The organism is Streptomyces vulcanius, from assembly GCF_042653945.1.
Lineage (GTDB): Bacteria > Actinomycetota > Actinomycetes > Streptomycetales > Streptomycetaceae > Streptomyces > Streptomyces mangrovi.
Window position 1 is genome coordinate 13,122 of record NZ_JBHSFK010000016.1, and the last position, 18,708, is coordinate 31,829.

Sequence of the window (18,708 nt, forward strand, 5' to 3'; positions counted from 1 at the left end):
ATGCCCGACCGTTGACGCCGCAGATACCGCAGATCCGGCTGCGGGCCCGTGCACGGCGGCCGGGTCCACGCCGCGGCGGTGGTGCCCGAGGCGTGCCCGCACAGGCGGCACGCGGGGGTGTCGTCGGGCGGCAGGATCAGTTGGACGTTCCCGGCACGAATCCGTGATGGTGGGAGGCGAAGCCCCCTGACCAGCGTCACCCCCGTCGCGGGGAACCTTCCCGTGACCTGTACCAGCTTCGTCGGCCGGCGGCACTACATCGCCGAGATCCGCCGCCGCCTCGGCCCGACGCGGCTGCTGACGCTCACCGGAATGGGCGGCGTCGGCAAGACGCGGCTGGCGCTGGAGGCGGCGGCCGCGTCCAGGAAGGCCTTCCCGGACGGGGTGTGGCTGGTCGATCTGGCTCCGGTGCGGGACCCGTCGACGGTGGCAAGCGCGGCCGCAGCCGCGCTGGGAGTGCCGGACCTGGGCACCAGTTCCGTCGTGGACCGGCTCACGGGGTATCTGGCCGTGCGCCGGGCGCTGATCGTGCTGGACAACTGCGAGCACCTGGTCGACGCCTGCGCCGAGCTGGCCGAGAAGCTGCTGTCGGCCGCTCCTGAGGTACGCGTTCTGGCGACGAGCCGGCAGACGCTGGGCATCGCGGGCGAGCACGTTTTGATCGTGCCGCCGCTGTCGGTGCCGGACGAGGCGGTCGAACTCCTGCGGGACCGGGCCAGTGCCGTCCGGCCGGAGTTCCGGATCACCGACCTGAACCGGGCCGGGGCCTCCCGCCTCTGTGCCGACCTGGACGGACTGCCGCTGGCGATCGAGCTGGCCGCGTCCCGGCTGCGTACGCTCACCGTCGACCAGGCGGTCGACCGGATGCAGGACCGCTTCGCCCTGCTCACGAGCGGCAGCAGGACCGCCCGGCCGCGTCAGCGCACGCTGCGGGCACTGATCGACTGGAGTTACGAACTGTGCGACCCCGCCGAGCGGCTGGTGTGGAACCGGCTGTCGGTCTTCGTCGGCGGGTTCACTCTGGACGCGGCCGAGAGCGTCTGCGTAGGGGAAGGCATCGACCGGCTCGAGGTGGTGGACCTCCTGGACCGGCTGGTCTGCCAGTCCGTCATCCTGGCCAGTGAGCACGAGGGCCTGCGGCGCTACCGGCTGCTGGAGACCATCCGCCACTACGGCAGGCAGCGGCTCACCGAGTCAGGCGAGGAGCAGCGGCTGCTGCGACGTCACCGCGACTTCTTCCTCGCCCTCGCCGAACGCGCCGCCGACGGCTGGCACGGCCCGGGCCAGGAGGAAACCCTGGCCCGGCTGCGCGCCGAACACAGCAATCTGCTCGCGGCACTGGACCACGGCGGCGACCCGCAGGCCGAGCTGGCACTGGCCGCCGCGCTGCGCTTCCACTGGTGCGCCGACGGGTTCCTCGGCGAGGGGCGCCGTCGGCTCGACCGGGCGCTCGCTGCCGCGCCCGAGCCCACCCCGGCCCGGGCCCGGGCGCTGTGGGCCGTCGGCTGGGTCGCGCTGCTGCAGGGCGACCTCACGGCGGCCGACCGGTGGCTGACCGAGGCCGACGAGCTGGGCGACCCGGCGGTACGCGCGAACGTCCGGGGCTTCCGCGGCACGTTGGCGCTGCTCCGGGGGCACATGGAGGAGGCCGTGTCCCTGTTCGAGGGCGCGGTGGCCGCTCAGACGGCGCTGGGGGAGGAAGCCGCGACGGTCTTCTGGCTGTTCCAGCTCGTCATCGCCCAGGCCCATCTCGGTGACCCGCGCGCGGCCGAGACGGGCCGGCATGCGGTCGCCATCGCGCAGGCCCACGGTGAGTCGTGGACACGCGCGCACGCGCTGTGGGTGCTGGGCCTCGACGCCTGGGTGCAGGGCGATCTGGAACCGGCCAGGGAGCTGAACCGTGCCGGGCTGGAGATCCAGCGGGGCTTCAACGACTACGTCGGGGCCGCGCTGATGCTGGAGCTGCACGCCTGGATCAGCGCCACCGGCGGCGACCACGAGCGGGCGGGGCGTCTGCTGGGCACTGCGCGCGCCCTCTGGCGGAATGCCGGTACCGCTCTCTCCGTGTTCGGCCCTTATCTTGCCGAGCACCACGCACGCTGCGAGGAGGCGGTCGTACGCGCCCTGGGCCCGGCAGCGTACGAGAAGGCGCTCACCGAGGGCAGCCGCCACGACGGCCCCGGCCGGGCCATTGCCTTCGCTCTGGACACCGGCGCCGACACCGAACGGGCTGACCCCGCCACCGCGGTCAGCCCGCTGACCCGCCGGGAACGGCAGGTGGCCGCGCTGGTGGCCCAGGGCATGACCAACCGGCAGATCGCCGCCGCGCTCGTGCTCTCCCCGCGCACGGTCGACAGCCACATCGACCACATCCTCGCCAAGCTCGCCTTCAGCCGCCGCGCCCAGATCGCGACCTGGTGGGCAGCGAATCAGGTACCCACCCCGTAAAGATCCGTAGAACCACCGATGCTCCGGAGCGGGGCCCGCATCGATCCTTATTGGCATGGACGCGCAACACGGCGGACATGACGGGCGGGTGACACGGGCCTGCTGAACGCACCAGCAGTCCGACCGCGACTCCGTCCGGCGACGCCCGTCCGTCGCCGGCGCGACCCGCCCAGGGCACGGCATGCACACAATGCGTCGGCCCGGCGGCCTCTCGGTCGAAGGCCCCGCTCACCGATGAGAGCACCGCCCTCACGCTCACGACGACTTCGAAGACGCTGATCTTCCATGACGGCCGGCCCTTGGCCGATCGACACCCTCGCATTCTCCCGCGCCTTACCCAGTCCGGAGGACATATGTTCAAACGAACCGCTGTGCATGTACGTGGAAAGACGAGATCCAGGAAAGGGAAGCCCGCGTTCGCGGCCTTCGTCGCGGTTGCCGTCGCGATAGCGCTGCTCCAGGCACTCCTGTCGATCACATCGGCGCAGGCCGTATCGATCAACGACTGCCCGGGAGGTGCTCATTCAGGAGAGGGATCATCGAGCTGTCCCAACCTGCACAATGACGACCTTCTCAACCAGAGGTCGCTCCCCCCGAACCTGTTTCGCGGAGACTCCCGCCTGCCGTACGACATTTTCACCAACGGCTTCGCGGCGCGGGGGGCAAATGACAACATAGTCTCGCACGTCCAGGGCGACCGGGCCGGAAACAGCAACTATATTTCGACGACGGGAACGCTGGGTGTGGCGGAGCCGTTCGCGCGGAGTCAGGGATTGCGTAATCTGGCATCCGCGGCGGCGCAACCGCGTTGTTCGACCGGTCGGCTCGCGCTCTACGCATTCATTCCGGGCCTTGGCAATTACCTGATACAGAGGTGCCAACACGGGCTGGTGACCTCGGAGTCCTTCGTCTATGTGATCGATCCCGTATGGGCGAGGAACGCACTGTATGTTCCCGATCAGATCCGAGGGAACGCGGATCTCTACAACCACTACAGATCCCAGGACGAGTGGGCCTTCGTTCACCGGATTCCGAGAGAAGCGATCCTGGGCGTCCGCATCTATCGAATGACGGCAACCGCCGAACGTAACACGATAAACACGCGGACCATCACCTTCAGATACGACCGATTCGCCTTGAACCCCCACCATGTGGAAGCGCGAATCGTCTACAATCCGGGCGGTGACCCGAATGGCCACTTCAACTTCCAGCAGGACCTGAACGTTCCCGCCCTGCAAGCGCACCCGTACGACCGCGGTTGTTCGACGATAACCCGTTGCAGGGGCGGATCGTGAAATTCCGCAAAGCTTCCGGCCGCAGGCGTCCGGTTCACCCGGCACCAGCTGAATCCACACTGCTTCAGGTTCGCCCACCCGGCCTCCTGACGGTACCCCAGAGAGGCCGGCCGCTGACCGCCCCGGCACTCTCCACGCCAACCCGTATCCCCATAGAGGGACCAGTGCCGCCCCACCAGGATTGCTCGAGAAAAGCGGCCTGCCAGCAAAGCGAGAGGGATCTCCCCGAGATGAGAGGCAGCGCATGCTGAGGAACAATGAGCGAGGGGTGAAGGCCCGGGCGGGCGCCTCGCCTCTACGGCGGATCCGAGCCGGTCTCGTCGCCACCCTCTCCCTCGCGCTGGTCGTCGGCGCCGGGCTGCTGACGACCGCCCCTCCGGCCCAGGCCGACATCACCGACGGCCTGCTGCTGCGGTACAAGCTGGACGAGGCCTCCGGCACGGTCGCCCACGACTCCTCGGGCCACGACCACGACGGTACGGTCGTCGGCACCGCCGACCTGGGTGGCGACGAGGGGCTGGGCTTCAACGGCACCGACACCTACGTCAAGATGCCGGACAACATCATGGCGGGGCTGAACTCGATCAGCGTCGACTTCGACGTACGGATCGACCCCACCCTGGGCAGCCCGTACTTCTTCTACGGACTCGGCAACACCAGCGGAACCAAGGGCAACGGCTACCTGTTCACCACCGGCAACTCCTTCCGCACCTCACTCTCCCTGACCGACTACACCGCCAAACAGGACATCCAGCCCTCCGGCGCCGCCTACGAGCTGCCGCGTGGCGCGTGGGAGCACGTGACGTACACCCAGACCGGCCACACCGGCATCCTGTACGAGAACGGCGTGGAGAAAGCCCGCAACACCAACGTCACCATCACCCCGGGCGCGATCGGCGGCGGGACGACGATCGCGAACTACATCGGCCGTTCGCTCTACGCCAACGACAAGTACTTCAAGGGCCGGATGCGGGACTTCCGCGTCTACGACAAGGCCCTGTCCCCGGCCGAGGTCGAGGACAGAGCCAACGCCGTAGAGCTGCAGTGGGAGGAGCTGCAGGCCCTGGCCACCTACAACGGGGCGCTCGCGGCGTTCGAGGACCCCAACATCGGCCCGGTCGTCATCTTCCCGTCGGACTACACCGGGGACATCGACAACGTCCAGCGGCCGCCGGACTGGACCGACTCCTCCGGGCACACACCGACGCTCTGGCCCACCCCCACCACCGCGAAGAGCCAGCTGTTCACCGCCGATCAGATCACCGCCCTGCAGGACGCGGTCTTCGCCGCGGTACAGCCCGACGGCGACACGACGTACGACCTGACCGTCCGCTACGACGGGATGAGCGACCGGGTGGTGGCGCAGACCAACGCCCCGTCATCGGTCACCGACCCCCTGACCACCCAGTACACCGGCCAGCTCGTGATCGACACGTCCACGGACACCCACCCGTCACCGCCCGCATGCACCCCGGCGCAGGCCGGCGTCACCAAGGGCCTGCTGCTGGACTACAGGTTGAACGAGTCCATCGGCGAGGCCGTCCACGACTTCTCGGGCCACGACCGCGAGGGCACGGTCGTCGGCACCGCCGACCTGGGTGGCGACGAGGGGCTGGGCTTCAACGGCACCGACACCTACGTCAAGATGCCGGACAACATCATGGCGGGGCTGAACTCGATCAGCGTCGACTTCGACGTACGGATCGACCCCACCCTGGGCAGCCCGTACTTCTTCTACGGACTCGGCAACACCAGCGGAACCAAGGGCAACGGCTACCTGTTCACCACCGGCAACTCCTTCCGCACCTCACTCTCCCTGACCGACTACACCGCCAAACAGGACATCCAGCCCTCCGGCGCCGCCTACGAGCTGCCGCGTGGCGCGTGGGAGCACGTGACGTACACCCAGACCGGCCACACCGGCATCCTGTACGAGAACGGCGTGGAGAAAGCCCGCAACACCAACGTCACCATCACCCCGGGGGCGATCGGCGGCGGGACGACGATCGCGAACTACATCGGCCGTTCGCTCTACGCCAACGACAAGTACTTCAAGGGCCGGATGCGGGACTTCCGCGTCTACGACCACGCCCTGACCCCGACCGAGGTCCAGGACCGGGCCAACGAGCCCGCGAAGCACTGGGAGCAACTGCAGGAGCTGGCCAACTACAACTGCGCACTCGCGTATTTCGACGACCCCAACATCGGGCCGGTGATCACCTTCCCGTCGGACTACGACGGAGACCTCGACGACCTGCAGACGCCGACCGACTGGACCGACTCCTCCGGGCAGGCACCGACGAGCTGGCCCACCCCCACCACCGTGAAGAGTCCTACGTTCACCGCCGCCCAGGTCAAGAAGATCACTGATGCGGCCTACGCGCAGATCGCGCCCGACGCCGACCAGACATACAGGGTCGCGGTCAGCTACGACGGGATGAGCGACCGGATGGTGGTGGTCACCGACGCTCCGGCCTCGGTCACCGATCCGCTGCTGAACACATACCCCGGCATGATCACCCTCCAGGCACCCCCAGCCTGACAGGCGATCCGGATCGGCTGAAATCAGGGAGGGGCCCGGGTCACCCGGGCCCCTCCCCGCGGTCGGACGGGCACCTCTGCCCGCTCCGCTCAGAAACTCCTCCGTGCTCTTCCCCGCTGCCCTGGCCCCGAGGTGCGGTATCGCGTGCGTGACGCGCCCGATCGACGACGCCGTCCACGGACACCTCGGCCAGGCGCTCTGCCGTCGGCGCCCCAGCCCTCGTCCGGCCGACTGCCCGGCGTGGACCTCGCACCGGCGACCGGCGCCACCGTCATGACGCGCCGACCCGCCAGTCGGTACGGCCCCGTCAGTCGAACTCCTCGACGTACTCCTCCGGCGGCCCCAGCTCCGGGCGGTCGCGCAGTTCCAGGACTCCGCCGAGCCGCTCCAGCTCCAGGACCGTCACGGTGTTCCCGCCCGGCCGCAGCAGCGGGGCCGGGCAGTACAGGGTGACCTGCGGGCCGATCTCCCAGTGACGGCCCAGCAGGAACCCGTTGACCCACACCAGGCCACGGGCCGATCCCGGCAGCGCGAGGAAGGTGTCCGCGGGCGTGCCGACGTCGAACCTCGCGACCGCGAACCCCGCACGCGTGCTCGCGGGACCGGCGGCGACCGCCTCGGCCAGCTCCCCGCCGGACCACTCCTGAAGCGCGAGCGGTGTGCTGTCCCAGCCCTGCACGATGCGCCGGTCCACGAGGACGGGCCCCAGCAGACCCTTGTGCCCGCCGATGCCCGGCCCGTAGTTCACCCGGCCGAGGTTCTCGACCAGCACGTCAAGGCGTACGACATCCCCGGTGCCGCGCACGACCAGCTCCGGGGCGTCGGCGTCGGCCATCCCCAGCAGGGCGCCGTCGGCGAAGACCAGCGCCCGGTCCCGTACGTCGGTGAGGAGCAGCCGGTGCTCGCCCGCCGGGACGCGCGGACGTGCCGTGTGCAGGACCATCCCCGCGTCGAGCCCGAGCCGCTCGAAGGAGGCGGGGCGCGGCGCGGTCGAGGTCGGAGCCGGGACCGCGCGCAGGCCCGCGAGCAGGTCGGAGCGGTGGACGAGCGGCACCCGGGCGGGCGGCAGCGTGGGCAGCCGCGCGGGGGAGCGGAGGGGGCCGACCGCGCCCAGGGCCTCGCGTACGGCGAAGAACTTGTCGGTGAGCGTGCCGTCCTCGGCGATCGGCGCGTCGGAGTCGTAGCTCGTCACGACGGGCCGCAGCCGGCCCGCGTCGTCGTTGGCGCCCGCCCAGAGCCCGAAGTTGGTGCCGCCGTGCGCCATGTAGACGCTCACGCTGCCGCCGTCGGCGAGGATGCCGCGCAGGGTGTCGACCGCGCTCTCCACGCCGCGGACGTGGTGCCGCTTGCCCCAGTGGTCGAACCAGCCGTTCCAGAACTCGGCGACGAGGAACGGCTCGTCGGGCCGGCGTGCCGCGAGGAGCCGGCGTGCCGCCTCGGGCTTGGAACCCAGGGTGACGGCCGTCAGGGTGCCGGGCAGGGTGCCGCCGTCCAGCATCAGCTCGGTGGGCCCGTCGGCGGTGAACAGCAGTTCCCGGATGCCCCGCGAGGTCAGCGCCCGGCGGAGCCGGCGCAGATAGGCGTGGTCGTCGCCGAAACTGCCGAACTCGTTCTCCACCTGCACCGCCACCACCGGCCCGCCCTCGGCGGTCTGGAGGGCGGCCAGGCGCGGGACCAGCTCGTCGAACCAGGCGTCGACGGCGGAGGTGAACGCCGGATCCGAGCTGCGCACCGCGACGTCCCGGCCGGTGAGCCAGCTCGGCAGACCGCCGTTGGACCACTCCGCGCAGATGTACGGCCCGGGCCGGACGATGACGTCGAGACCCTCCTCGCCCGCCGTACGGACGAACCGCTCGACGTCCCGCCAGCCGTCGAAGCGCGGCGCCCTGTCCTCGCGCGGCTGATGGAAGTTCCACGCCACGTACGTGTCGACCGTGTTGAGACCGAGGTCGGCGAGCCGGCGGATCCGGTCCCGCCACAGGTCGGGGTGGACGCGGAAGTAGTGCAGCGCCCCGGACAGGACGCGATGCGGGGCGCCGTGCCGGTACAGCCGGCCTCCGCGCCAGGTGAGCGCGCTGGCGGCGTCGGTCGTGGTGTGGGCCGGGGAGATGTGGGTCGTGCTCGGCTCAGTCACGGAGCGAGCGTATGTTATCGATGCCATGACTAACAAGCTCGCTAGGATCTGCTCAGGCAGGACGAGAGGAGCGCCATGACCGAGGGCATCACGAGGCCGAGGCAGCCGAGCATGGCCGACGTGGCCCGGACCGCCGGGGTGTCGGCGCAGACCGTCTCCCGCGCGCTGCGCGGCTCCCCGAACGTCAACCCCGAGACGAAGCGGCGTGTCCTCGCCGCCGTGGAACAGACCGGCTACCGGTTCAACAGCGCCGCCCGGGCGCTGTCCTCGGGGCGCAGCCACACCATCGGTCTGGTGCTGCTGGCGTCCGGCGGGTACTACTCGCGCTCGGCGGTGACCGCCGGCGTCGAGGCCGCCGCCGGCGAGGCCGGGTACGCGGTGAACATCGCGACCATCTCCGCGCTCGACACCGGCCTGATGGAGCGGGCCCTGGCCAAGCTCGCCGACCAGGGCGTCGACGGCTTCGTCATCGCCGTACCGCTGATCTCGGTGACGCAGAAGATGGAGGACATCACCCGCGACATCCCGACCGTCACCCTCGACGGTTCACGGACGGCGGGCGCCCGGGTCCTCGGCATCGACCAGCAGGAGGCGGGCCGGATCGCCACCCAGCACCTGCTCGACCTGGGCCACCGCCAGGTCTGGCACGTCGCCGGGCCCGACGAGTGGATCGAGGCGCGGCAGCGGCGGCAGGGCTGGCAGGAGTGCCTGGCCGCCGCAGGGATCGAGGCGCCGCCGCCCCTGGAGGGCGACTGGTCGCCCGACTCGGGGCACCGCCAGGGACAGATCATCGCGATGATCCCGGACGTCACCGCGGTCTTCGTCGCGAGCGACGAGATGGCCTTCGGGGTGATCCGCGCACTGCGCGAGCGCGGCCGGTCGGTGCCCGACGACGTGTCCATCGTCAGCGTCGACGACATCGCCCTCGCGGCCTACTGCTCCCCGTCGCTGACGACCGTACGGCAGGACTTCTACCGCTACGGCGCGGCGGCCGTCGCCCTGCTGCTGCACGGCGACGAGGCGGAGGCCGACGAATCCGCCGTCACCGCGTCGCTGTCGGTGCGCTCCTCCACGGCACCGCCCCGCCGCTCCTGAGCCCGGGGGCGGCCGTTCGGCAAAATGCCGCGGGTGACCCCTTGCGCCCCTCCGGGCATCGGTGTCACCGTAAGCCTTCATGTTATCGGTGCCACCGTAACAACGCCCGGGCCGTCCTGTGCCCGGACGTCGGGCGCGGTGGCGTCCACGGGAAGGACCCCCCAATGAGGAGATCGCTCGTCCTCGCGGGCACCGCGCTGTCGGTGCTCGGACTGCTCGCCGGCTGCTCGGCCGGCGGCGGGAGCGGCTCGGACTCCGGCCGGACCACCCTCGAGGTGGCCGCCCTCGAAGGCGGCTACGGCCGGGACATGTACACCCAGGTCATCAAGGCGTACGAGACCGCCCACCCCGACATCGACGTCAAGCTCCAGATCTCGAAGAGCATCGAGGACGAGATCACCCCGAACATGAAGGCGGGGCGCTATCCGGACGTCGTGGTGCTCGGCCAGGGCCGCAAGGCCGGCCTCACCGAGACCCTCGTCAAGGACAAGGCCCTGGAGGACCTCACCCCGGTCCTGAAGGAGAAGGTCCCCGGCGAGACCGGGACCGTGGGCGACAAGCTCACCAAGGGCATCGTCGGCAACCTCAACACCAACCCCTACGGCGACGACAAGACGTATCTGATGCCCATGTACTACGCCCCGACCGGACTCTTCTACAACAAGGGCCTGTTCGAGCAGCAGGGCTGGCAGGTACCGGCCACCTGGGACGACATGTTCGCCCTCGGCGACAAGGCGAAGAAGCAGGGCATACCCCTGTTCACCTACCCGACCGCCGGCTACCTCGACTCGTACTTCTTCGCGCTCCTCGCCGACATCGGCGGCGAGCAGTTCTACACCGACGTCATGACGTACAAGAAGGACGTCTGGAAGACGGCGAACGCCCGCAAGGCCCTCGACCTCACCACCCGGCTGCTGAGCTACGCCGCGCCGACCACCGTCGGCTACGCCAACGAGCAGGACTTCACCAAGAACCAGCAGCTGATCCTCGACAACAAGGCCCTGTTCATGCCGAACGGCACCTGGATCGTCGGCGAGATGGCGGACGCGCCCCGCGCCAAGGGCTTCCAGTGGGCCCTGACACCGCTCCCGGCGGTCACCGCGGGCGCCAAGCGCTACATCACCACCTCGGTCGAGTCGGTCTGGGTCCCCAGCGCCGCCAAGGACAAGGACGCGGCCAAGGACTTCATCGCCTATCTGTACTCCGACGAGGCCGCGAAGATCTTCGCCAAGTCGAACGCGATCCAGCCCGTCGACTCCGTCACGAGCAGCCTGTCCGGGGAGAACGCCGAGTTCTACAAGGTCTACGACGACCCCTCGGTCTCCGCGCTCGTCGGCGGCTTCGCGAGCACCGCGCCCGTCGAGGGCGTCGACATCAAGGCCACGCTCTTCGACACCGCCAACAGCGTCATCAGCGGCGACACCACCGAGGACAAGTGGCAGTCCGCGCTGAACGAGGCCAGCGAGAAGCTGCGCCAGGCCGGCGACTGACGGTGACGACACTCTCCACCCCGCCCCAGGGCTCGAAGGACCGCACACCGAAACGGGCGCCGTCCCCCGCGAGTCCCCGCCCTGCCCGCAGACGCGGGAACACAGGCTTCGTACTCGCCTGTCTGCTGCCCGCGCTGCTGCTCTTCGCCGTGTTCATGGTCCTCCCGACCGTGAACGTGTTCCGGATGTCCCTCTACACCTGGAGCGGTTTCTCCCCGGACATGCGGTTCGTGGGGCTCGACAACTTCCGCCGCCTCCTCGACGACGACCAGTTCGTGCGCGCCTTCCAGAACACGGTCGCGCTGCTCGTCGTGGTGACCGTCGTGACGATGGGCTCCGGCCTGTTCCTCGCCGCGATCATGACCCGGCAGCGGCTGCGCGGACGCAACCTCTACCGGTTCGTCCTCTACATCCCCAACGTGCTCTCGGTGGTCGTCATCGCGGCGATCTTCTCAGCCGTCTACGACCAGAAGAACGGCCTGCTCAACGGCACCCTCCGGCTGCTCTCCCTCGACAGCTGGCAACAGGTCTGGCTCGGCGACCAGAAGATCGTCCTCTACTCCGTCGCGATCGCCATGGTCTGGCAGTCGCTCGGCTACTACATGGTCCTCTACATGGCGAGCATGGCGAGCATCCCGGAGGAGCTCTACGAGGCGAGCGCACTCGACGGGGCGTCCACCGGCCGCCAGTTCTTCGCCATCACCCTGCCGCTCATCTGGCAGACCCTGCGCACCACACTGACGTTCTTCATCATGAGCTCCGTCAACCTCAGCTTCGTCCTCGTCCGCGCGATGACCGGCGGCGGACCCGACGGCTCCTCCGACGTCCTGCTCAACTACATGTACAAGCAGGCCTACACGAACTCCTCGTACGGCTACGGCATGGCCATCGGTGTCGTCGTCTTCGCGTTCTCCTTCCTCGTGTCGCTGCTGGTGAGCCGGGCGACGCGGCGCGAGCCCCTCCAGTTCTGATTCCGAGGACGGACCCATGACCACGCCCCCTGTCCACCGTCCCCGCGCGTCCCGGCTGCTCACCCACACCCTGGTCACCGCCCTCGCGCTGGCCATCGCCGTGCCGGTCGCCTGGGTGCTCCTCGCCTCCCTCAAGCAGAAGAGCGAGTTCTTCGGCAGCCCCTGGACGCTGCCCAAGAGCCTGCACTTCCGGAACTACTCCGACGCCTTCACCACCGCCCACATGGGGCAGTACTTCCTGACCTCGGTGCTCGTCACCCTGCTCGGCCTGGTCCTCGTCCTGGCGGTCTCGGTACCGGCGGCCTACGTCGTCGCCCGGTACGAGTTCCGGGGCCGCCGCCTCGTCGAAATGGCCCTGATGGCAGGCCTGTTCGTCAACGTCAACTACATCGTCGTACCGATCTTCCTCATGCTCGTCGACTGGGACCGCGCACTGATCGACGTCTTCCCCGACGGCTTCTTCATCGACAACCCGGCGATGCTGTCCCTTGTCTACGCGGCCACGTCCATCCCCTTCACCGTCTATCTGCTCACCGCGTACTTCCGGTCGATCCCGGTCGAGTACGAGGAGGCCGCTGCCCTCGACGGCGCCTCCCGCTTCCGGATCATGACCCGGATCATGCTCCCGATGGCCCGTCCGGCGGTCACCACCGTCATCCTCTTCAACTTCCTCGCCTACTGGAACGACTTCATCATCTCCCTCACCCTGCTCCCCGGACAGGGCAAGACGCTGCAGGTCGGCCTGCTCAACCTGTTCACCGCGCAGAAGGCCGCGGCGGACTACGGGCGCCTCTACGCCGGCATGGTCATCGTCATCGTGCCCGTCCTCCTCGTCTACGCGCTCATCCAGCGCCGCCTCATCGAGGGCATCGCCGCCGGCGGGGTAAAGGGCTGACCCGCAGAAGGGAACCGACATGAACGACTCGACGCGTACGGCGCTGCTGGTCACCGCCCGCGTGCTCGTCACCGCGGCCTGTCTCACGCTCGTCGTCACCGCCCGTACGACGGTCGGGTGGGGACACCTCGCGGCCATGCTCGCCGGACTGGCCGGCCTGCTGGTCCTGCTCGCCTCCTACAACCGGCGGTTCCGGTGACCGCGCCCGCCGTGTCCGGCCGCGAACTGGCCGCCGTCCGCCCCAGCGCCCGCCAACTCGCCTGGCAGGCCATGGAGTTCTACGGCTTCATCCACTTCGGCATGAACACCATGACGGACCGGGAGTGGGGCGAGGGCCACGACGACCCGGCCCGCTTCGACCCGTCCGCACTCGACGCCGACCAGTGGGTCACCGCCCTCAAGAGCGCCGGAATGACCGGAGTGATCCTCACCTGCAAGCACCACGACGGGTTCTGCCTCTGGCCGAGCGACGTCACGGCCTACTCGGTCGCCGCGTCCCCCTGGAAGGACGGCCGGGGTGACGTGGTCGCCGAGGTGGCCGACGCGGCCCGGCGGCACGGCCTGCGGTTCGGGATCTACCTGTCCCCCTGGGACCGCACCGAGGCGTCCTACGGCTCCGGAACCGCCTACGACGACTTCTACGTCGCCCAGCTCACCGAACTGCTCACCCGCTACGGCCCGGTGTTCTCCGTCTGGCTGGACGGCGCCAACGGCGAGGGCCCCAACGGCAAGGTCCAGGTCTACGACTGGGAGCGGTACTTCGCCGTCGTCCGGGAGTTGCAGCCGGACGCGGTGATCAGCGTGTGCGGGCCCGACGTCCGCTGGTGCGGCAACGAGGCCGGCGAGACCCGCCCCGACGAGTGGAGCGTGGTCCCACGCGCCCTGCTGGACGCCGAACGGACCGCCGAGCGCTCGCAGAAGGCGGACGACGGCACCTTCGCCCGGCTGGTGCGCAGCGACGACCGCGACCTCGGCAGCCGCGCCGCGCTGGCCGGACACGAGGACGACCTGGTCTGGTACCCGGCCGAGGTGAACACCTCGATCCGGCCCGGCTGGTTCCACCACCCGGCCGAGGACGCCGAAGTCCGCACCGTCGAGGAGCTGTTCGCCATCCATCTGCGCGCGGTCGGCGGCAACTCCTGCTTCCTGCTCAACGTCCCGCCGGCCCGGGACGGACGCGTGCACGACGCCGACGTGGCCGTACTGGAGCAACTCGGGCGGCGCATCGCGGACTTCAAGGACCGGCGGATCGAGACGACCATGACCGTGTCGACGGACGAACTGCCCGTTCTCACCTTGGAGTTGGAGCGCCCCAAGGCCGTCGAGGCGGTCGTCCTGGGCGAGGACATCGCGCAGGGACAGCGCATCGAGCACATCGTCGTCCGGGGCCGGGACGCGGACGGTCGCTGGACGACGCTGGGTGAGGCGCACGCGGTCGGCCACCAGCGCATCCTGACGTTCCCGCCGGTGGAGGTCGACACGGTGACGGTCGAGGTGCGGGAGGCGCGGGACACCCCCGTCGTCGCACGAGTGGCCGTGATCGGAGCGGCGTCGTGAAACGCGTGATCCTGTACGTCACCGGCGCCTGTATCACCCTCACCGCGCTGGTCGTCACCCTGGTCACCACCCTCGGCCACGACTCCTCCGACGATGTGGCCTCCGTCGGCGGACATCCGGTGACCCGGGCCGAACTGCTCTTCCACATGCGCCGGTTGGCGCCGACCGTGCAGAGCGAGCTGCGCACCGAGTACCACTTGGTGGGCACCCCCAGCTGGCAGGCCAGGGTCGGCGACAGGACCGCGCTCCAGCGGCTGGAGGACCGGGCACTGGAGGAGATCCGGCACGACAAGACCTCCCTCGTCCTGGCGAAGGAGCAGGGACTCGTCGACTCCGTGGACCACAAGGACTTCCTCGCCGACCTCACCGCCGAGAACGACTCCCGTGCCCAGGCGATGGCGGTGGGGCAGACCGTGTACGGGGTCACACGGTTCTCTCCGGAGGAGTACTACACCCATCGGCTCACCGAACTCACGACGGCCCTGGAGAAGCGGCTGAGTTCGGGTGCGAACGCACCGCTCCAGATCACCGACGCCGAGGTCAGGAAGGCCTTCGACGCCGACCGGGAGGACTGGAGCGCCAACGCGACCACCTACACGTACACCCAGCTCGTCGTGCCGGTGCGGGCCGGCACCGACGCCGCCGACCTGCGACGGCGGGTGGCCGCGGCCGGGCACCTCACGGCCGTCGCCGCCGACGAACCCGGCGCGAGGCTCACGACAGGCACGTACGACGGAGGCGGCTCGGGCGGGCTGAACGCCCATGACCAGGACCTCGCGGCGGTGCTCGGAAAGCTCGCACCGGGCCGGATCTCGGCCCCCGTCCAGGGCACCGGCCAGATCACCTACTACGAACTCGACGGCAAGAAGGTCGACGAGGACAAGGCGTTCGCCGAGTACGCGCGGCGGATCCGGCAGTCGCTCGTCGAGGAGAAGTTCGACCAGTACCTCCAGCGCCGGATCGACAAGAGCGACATCGATGTCGACACCTCGGCGGTGGACGCCATCACAGCGGAGGACATGCAGCAATGAGACCTGCCGACACCGAACCACCCCCCGTGCACCGAATGCTCCGCGCGAGTCTGGGCGCCCTGTTCACCGCCCTTCTCGCCGCCGTACTCGTCGGATCCCTCGTCCCGGCGGCGCACGCCGCCGCGCGCCCGCAACCCCGTCCCGTCCACCTCAAGGCGGCCTGGCCCGGCAACTCCCCGAACACCACCGGCGGCAAGGACTACTACCTCGACGCCACGCTCGGCCGCGACACCGCCGCCGGGACCTCCCCGGCGACCGCCTGGCGCACCCTCGCCAAGGCCACCGCGACGACGTTCGCACCAGGCGACCGCATCCTGCTGAAGGCCGGCGAGCAGTGGCAGGACCAGCAGCTGTGGCCGAAGGGCTCCGGCAGCACGGGCCGGCCGATCACCATCTCGGCGTACGGCGACCCGAACGCCGGCCGCCCGTACATCGCGACGAACGGCAAGGTGCCGAGCCCGTTCAGGGCCGACGGCACCAAGAACCCGGCCACCGTCGGACTGACCGGTGCCATCGTGCTGCGCAACCAGCAGTACTGGGACATCGACAACGTCGAGCTGTCCAACGACGACGACTTCGCGACGAACATCACCACGGGCTCGTACGTCCGCGACGGAATCATGGTGTCGATCAACGCCGACCTGCTGGCAGGCGGCGCGGACAGCGTCATGGACCACTTCCGCGTCTCGAACGTCTTCGTCCACAACCTCGACGGCCCCAGCTCCTGGCAGAAGATCCACTACGGCGCCGTCGACTTCCAGGTCTTCGGCAGCAAGAGCTACAAGGACTACGGCACCGGCGGCTACCACTTCAAGGACGTCCGGATCGAGGACAACACCTTCGAGAACGTCGAACTGCACGCCGTCCAATTCGCGTTCAACTGGTTCGCGGCCGACAGCGCGGACTCCGGTCAGTACGACGAGAGCGGCAAGTGGCACGAGGGCTGGGAGCAACTCTGGGTCCGCACCCGTGACCTGTACAGCCGCGACGTCTACATCGGCCACAACTACGCCGAGAGCATCGGCCAGGGCGCGATCCAGCTCGCCGACACCAAGAACATGACGGTCGAGTACAACGAGGTGAACGGCTTCCTCAAGCGCTACGACGCGGTGTCCTGCGCGCTCTACCTGTGGGCCGGCGCCGACTCGGTCATGCAGTACAACGAGGTGTACGGCGGCCCCGACAACGAGTACGACGGCACCCCTTGGGACCTGGAGTACACCAACTTCAACGTCACCTACCAGTTCAACTACTCGCACGACAACGCGGCGGGCTGGATGGCCTACATGGGCAACAGCTCCAACTCGGTGGCCCGTTACAACCTGAGCGTCAACGACAACGGCGTCCTGGTGAAGAACATGCTGTCGACGAACTACTCGCCGACGTACTTCGCGAACAACACCTTCGTCTACGACGGCGCGGATCTCGACTACGTCCACGACGAGACGTTCCTGAGCCGGGTCTACTTCCTGAACAACATCTTCTACAACACCTCGACGACGACCGCGACGCCCTGGTACCGGCGCACCGGCGCGCTGAGACAGGCGGTCTTCTCCAACAACGACTACTACGAGTCGGGCGGGACCCACTCCACCCAGGAGCCCGCCGATCCAGGAGGGCTGCGGGCCGATCCACGGTTCGTCGGCGACCCCGACGACTACGTCACCGGCGTGGGCGTGAACCGCATCCGGGAGGCGGCGGCGCACTTCGCGCTCCGGGACGACTCACCCCTGATCGACGCCGGCCGCTACAACCCGCACCTGGGCACCGAGGACTTCCTCGGCACCCACCTCTACTACGGCGCCGCACCCGACATCGGCATCGCCGAGAGCCGTGTCGGACCGCAGGTCACCGACCCGGTCGACGACGACCCCATCGAGGAGGAGACCGACAACCGCGTCGACCTCGCGCTCGGCAAACCGGTCACCGCGAGCTCCACCCACCCCGGCGGGGGCGGGACGCTCACCGCGGACAAGCTGACCGACGGCAGCCCGACCACCCGCTGGGCGGCGGCCGACGACGCGGCGTACCCGATCACCCTCGACATCGACTTCGGGGCGAACACGACCTTCGACGAGGTCTACCTGGACGAGTACACCGACTCGGGCACCAACCCGCGGGTGAAGTCGTTCGACCTGCAACGCTGGGACGCCGGCACCGGCCGGTGGGTGACCTTCGCGAGCCGTGACACCGGCATCGGACACGACCTCACCGTGACCGGCTTCGGCAGCGTCACCACCTCCCGGCTGCGGGTGTCGCTCACCGGGAAGATCGCGACGGAGCAGTACACGCCGACGATGACCGAGATCGCCGTCTACCAGTAGTGACGCCCCCAGCCGGTCAGCCCCGGCGGCGCAGTGCCGCCGGGGTCGTACCGAGGTGGGAGCGCAGCACCCGGGTCAGATGCTCCTGGTGGGAGAACCCGCAGGCAGCGGCCACCTGCGCGACGGGCATGGTGCCCGCCCGCAGCAGCCGGGCCGCCTGCTCCACCCGCAGCCGCACCAGATACCGGTGCGGCGGGCAGCCCGTGCGGGCCTTGAACCGCCGGGCGAACTGACTGACGCCCAGACCGGCCGCCGAGGCGAGGTCCTCCAGGGACAGCGACTCGGCGAGCCGGGCGTCGATCAGCTCCCGGACGGCCGCGAACTGCCGGTCGCCGAGCCCCCTTTGTCCTTCCTTCGGCTCGGCGTCGCGCTGCCGCACGCTGTGCCGGCGCGCCAACTGGGCCGCGGTCATCAGAGCGAGCTGCTCGGCGTAGGCGGCCCCGCTCGGCTCCCAGCGTCGGACGACCCCGTCGAGCGACAGCACGAGCTGTTCGAGGAGCGGGTCCGTGCCGCCCAGCTCCTCCCGCAGCCGCACCGGCCGCCCGTCGTCGTCCGCCGCCGACTGCAGAGCGGCGTCGGACAGATAGAAGTGCACCGTGCTGAGATGCCCGCCGAGCTCCACGTCCAGCTCCGTGCCGGCCGGGTGCAGGAACAGACCGCCGGGCGGCACCCGCCGTTGCGCGCCCAGACCCCGGCGCCCCCGCCGGACGGTCACCGGGCCGTCCAGATGCAGGATCAGCAGATGGCTGGCGGCTCCCGCGAACGAGTCCCGGTACGGCACCTCCCGCTGGGTCGACACGAACATCCGCTCCCAGCCGAGCCCCGCGCTGCTGCGGATATGACGCACCCCCGGCCGGGCCGGTATGCCGTGGGTGTCACCCAGCCCCAGTTCGCCCATCCGGCCCTCCTTCGCACCACGGCCAGTC

General features: G+C 69.6%; 13 protein-coding genes. 11 read left to right on the forward strand and 2 right to left on the reverse strand.

Annotated features, from left to right (window positions below; genetic code table 11):
* Positions 1 to 222 precede the first annotated feature (222 nt).
* From ACFPIH_RS24380 to ACFPIH_RS24390, 3 genes are all read left to right on the forward strand, one after another.
* On the forward strand, positions 223 to 2,448 hold the full coding sequence (locus tag ACFPIH_RS24380) for an ATP-binding protein (RefSeq protein ID WP_381168858.1): 2,226 nt from the start codon (positions 223 to 225) through the stop codon (positions 2,446 to 2,448).
* Between the two features lie 353 nt (positions 2,449 to 2,801).
* Entirely contained in the window at positions 2,802 to 3,743 is a 942-nt protein-coding gene (locus tag ACFPIH_RS24385) for a hypothetical protein (protein ID WP_381168856.1), read from the forward strand.
* Positions 3,744 to 3,987: 244 nt separating this feature from the next.
* Positions 3,988 to 6,285: a LamG domain-containing protein gene (locus tag ACFPIH_RS24390; RefSeq protein ID WP_381168854.1), complete on the forward strand. Its 2,298-nt coding sequence runs from the start codon at positions 3,988 to 3,990 to the stop codon at positions 6,283 to 6,285.
* Between the two features lie 307 nt (positions 6,286 to 6,592).
* On the opposite strand, the gene ACFPIH_RS24395 is transcribed toward ACFPIH_RS24390, so the two are convergent.
* Positions 6,593 to 8,446 carry a glycoside hydrolase family 35 protein gene (locus ACFPIH_RS24395; protein WP_417801375.1) on the reverse strand — a complete coding sequence of 618 codons (1,854 nt, stop codon included), beginning with the start codon at positions 8,444 to 8,446 and terminating at the stop codon, positions 6,593 to 6,595.
* 48 nt (positions 8,447 to 8,494) lie between these two features.
* Here ACFPIH_RS24395 and ACFPIH_RS24400 point away from each other — a divergent pair, with 48 nt between their 5' ends.
* The 8 genes from ACFPIH_RS24400 (at position 8,495) to ACFPIH_RS24435 (ending at position 17,782) form a co-directional block, all read left to right on the forward strand.
* Positions 8,495 to 9,514, forward strand: a complete 1,020-nt coding sequence (locus tag ACFPIH_RS24400; RefSeq protein ID WP_381168850.1) for a LacI family DNA-binding transcriptional regulator — start codon at positions 8,495 to 8,497, stop codon at positions 9,512 to 9,514.
* Between the two features lie 164 nt (positions 9,515 to 9,678).
* A complete protein-coding gene (locus tag ACFPIH_RS24405; RefSeq protein ID WP_381168848.1) occupies positions 9,679 to 11,004 on the forward strand; it encodes a carbohydrate ABC transporter substrate-binding protein in 1,326 nt (441 codons plus the stop codon).
* 2 nt (positions 11,005 to 11,006) lie between these two features.
* On the forward strand, positions 11,007 to 11,975 hold the full coding sequence (locus tag ACFPIH_RS24410) for a carbohydrate ABC transporter permease (protein WP_381168846.1): 969 nt from the start codon (positions 11,007 to 11,009) through the stop codon (positions 11,973 to 11,975).
* A 16-nt stretch (positions 11,976 to 11,991) separates the two neighbouring features.
* Entirely contained in the window at positions 11,992 to 12,870 is an 879-nt protein-coding gene (locus tag ACFPIH_RS24415) for a carbohydrate ABC transporter permease (RefSeq protein ID WP_381168844.1), read from the forward strand.
* Positions 12,871 to 12,889: 19 nt separating this feature from the next.
* Positions 12,890 to 13,069, forward strand: coding sequence for a DUF6903 family protein (locus tag ACFPIH_RS24420; RefSeq protein WP_381168842.1), 180 nt, complete (start codon positions 12,890 to 12,892; stop codon positions 13,067 to 13,069).
* The gene (locus ACFPIH_RS24425; protein WP_381168840.1) at positions 13,066 to 14,427 is read left to right on the forward strand and encodes an alpha-L-fucosidase; all 1,362 of its coding nucleotides are present in this window, start codon (positions 13,066 to 13,068) and stop codon (positions 14,425 to 14,427) included. The genes ACFPIH_RS24420 and ACFPIH_RS24425 overlap by 4 nt, the downstream gene beginning before the upstream one ends.
* A complete protein-coding gene (locus ACFPIH_RS24430; RefSeq protein WP_381168838.1) occupies positions 14,424 to 15,458 on the forward strand; it encodes a peptidylprolyl isomerase in 1,035 nt (344 codons plus the stop codon). The genes ACFPIH_RS24425 and ACFPIH_RS24430 overlap by 4 nt, the downstream gene beginning before the upstream one ends.
* 35 nt (positions 15,459 to 15,493) lie before the next feature.
* A complete protein-coding gene (locus tag ACFPIH_RS24435; protein ID WP_381168836.1) occupies positions 15,494 to 17,782 on the forward strand; it encodes a discoidin domain-containing protein in 2,289 nt (762 codons plus the stop codon).
* 16 nt (positions 17,783 to 17,798) lie between these two features.
* Here ACFPIH_RS24435 and ACFPIH_RS24440 read toward each other — a convergent pair whose 3' ends face one another.
* Positions 17,799 to 18,680, reverse strand: coding sequence for a helix-turn-helix domain-containing protein (locus tag ACFPIH_RS24440; RefSeq protein ID WP_381168834.1), 882 nt, complete (start codon positions 18,678 to 18,680; stop codon positions 17,799 to 17,801).
* Positions 18,681 to 18,708 lie beyond the last annotated feature (28 nt).

Bases quoted from the DNA above. Each gene is read 5' to 3' on its own strand.
- ACFPIH_RS24385 (WP_381168856.1), top strand. From the start codon at position 2,802: ATGTTCAAACGAACCGCTGTGCATGTACGTGGAAAGACGAGATCCAGG.
- ACFPIH_RS24390 (WP_381168854.1), top strand. From the start codon at position 3,988: ATGCTGAGGAACAATGAGCGAGGGGTGAAGGCCCGGGCGGGCGCCTCG.
- ACFPIH_RS24395 (WP_417801375.1), bottom strand. From the start codon at position 8,446: ATGGCATCGATAACATACGCTCGCTCCGTGACTGAGCCGAGCACGACC.
- ACFPIH_RS24400 (WP_381168850.1), top strand. From the start codon at position 8,495: ATGACCGAGGGCATCACGAGGCCGAGGCAGCCGAGCATGGCCGACGTG.
- ACFPIH_RS24405 (WP_381168848.1), top strand. From the start codon at position 9,679: ATGAGGAGATCGCTCGTCCTCGCGGGCACCGCGCTGTCGGTGCTCGGA.
- ACFPIH_RS24415 (WP_381168844.1), top strand. From the start codon at position 11,992: ATGACCACGCCCCCTGTCCACCGTCCCCGCGCGTCCCGGCTGCTCACC.
- ACFPIH_RS24420 (WP_381168842.1), top strand. From the start codon at position 12,890: ATGAACGACTCGACGCGTACGGCGCTGCTGGTCACCGCCCGCGTGCTC.
- ACFPIH_RS24435 (WP_381168836.1), top strand. From the start codon at position 15,494: ATGCTCCGCGCGAGTCTGGGCGCCCTGTTCACCGCCCTTCTCGCCGCC.
- ACFPIH_RS24440 (WP_381168834.1), bottom strand. From the start codon at position 18,680: ATGGGCGAACTGGGGCTGGGTGACACCCACGGCATACCGGCCCGGCCG.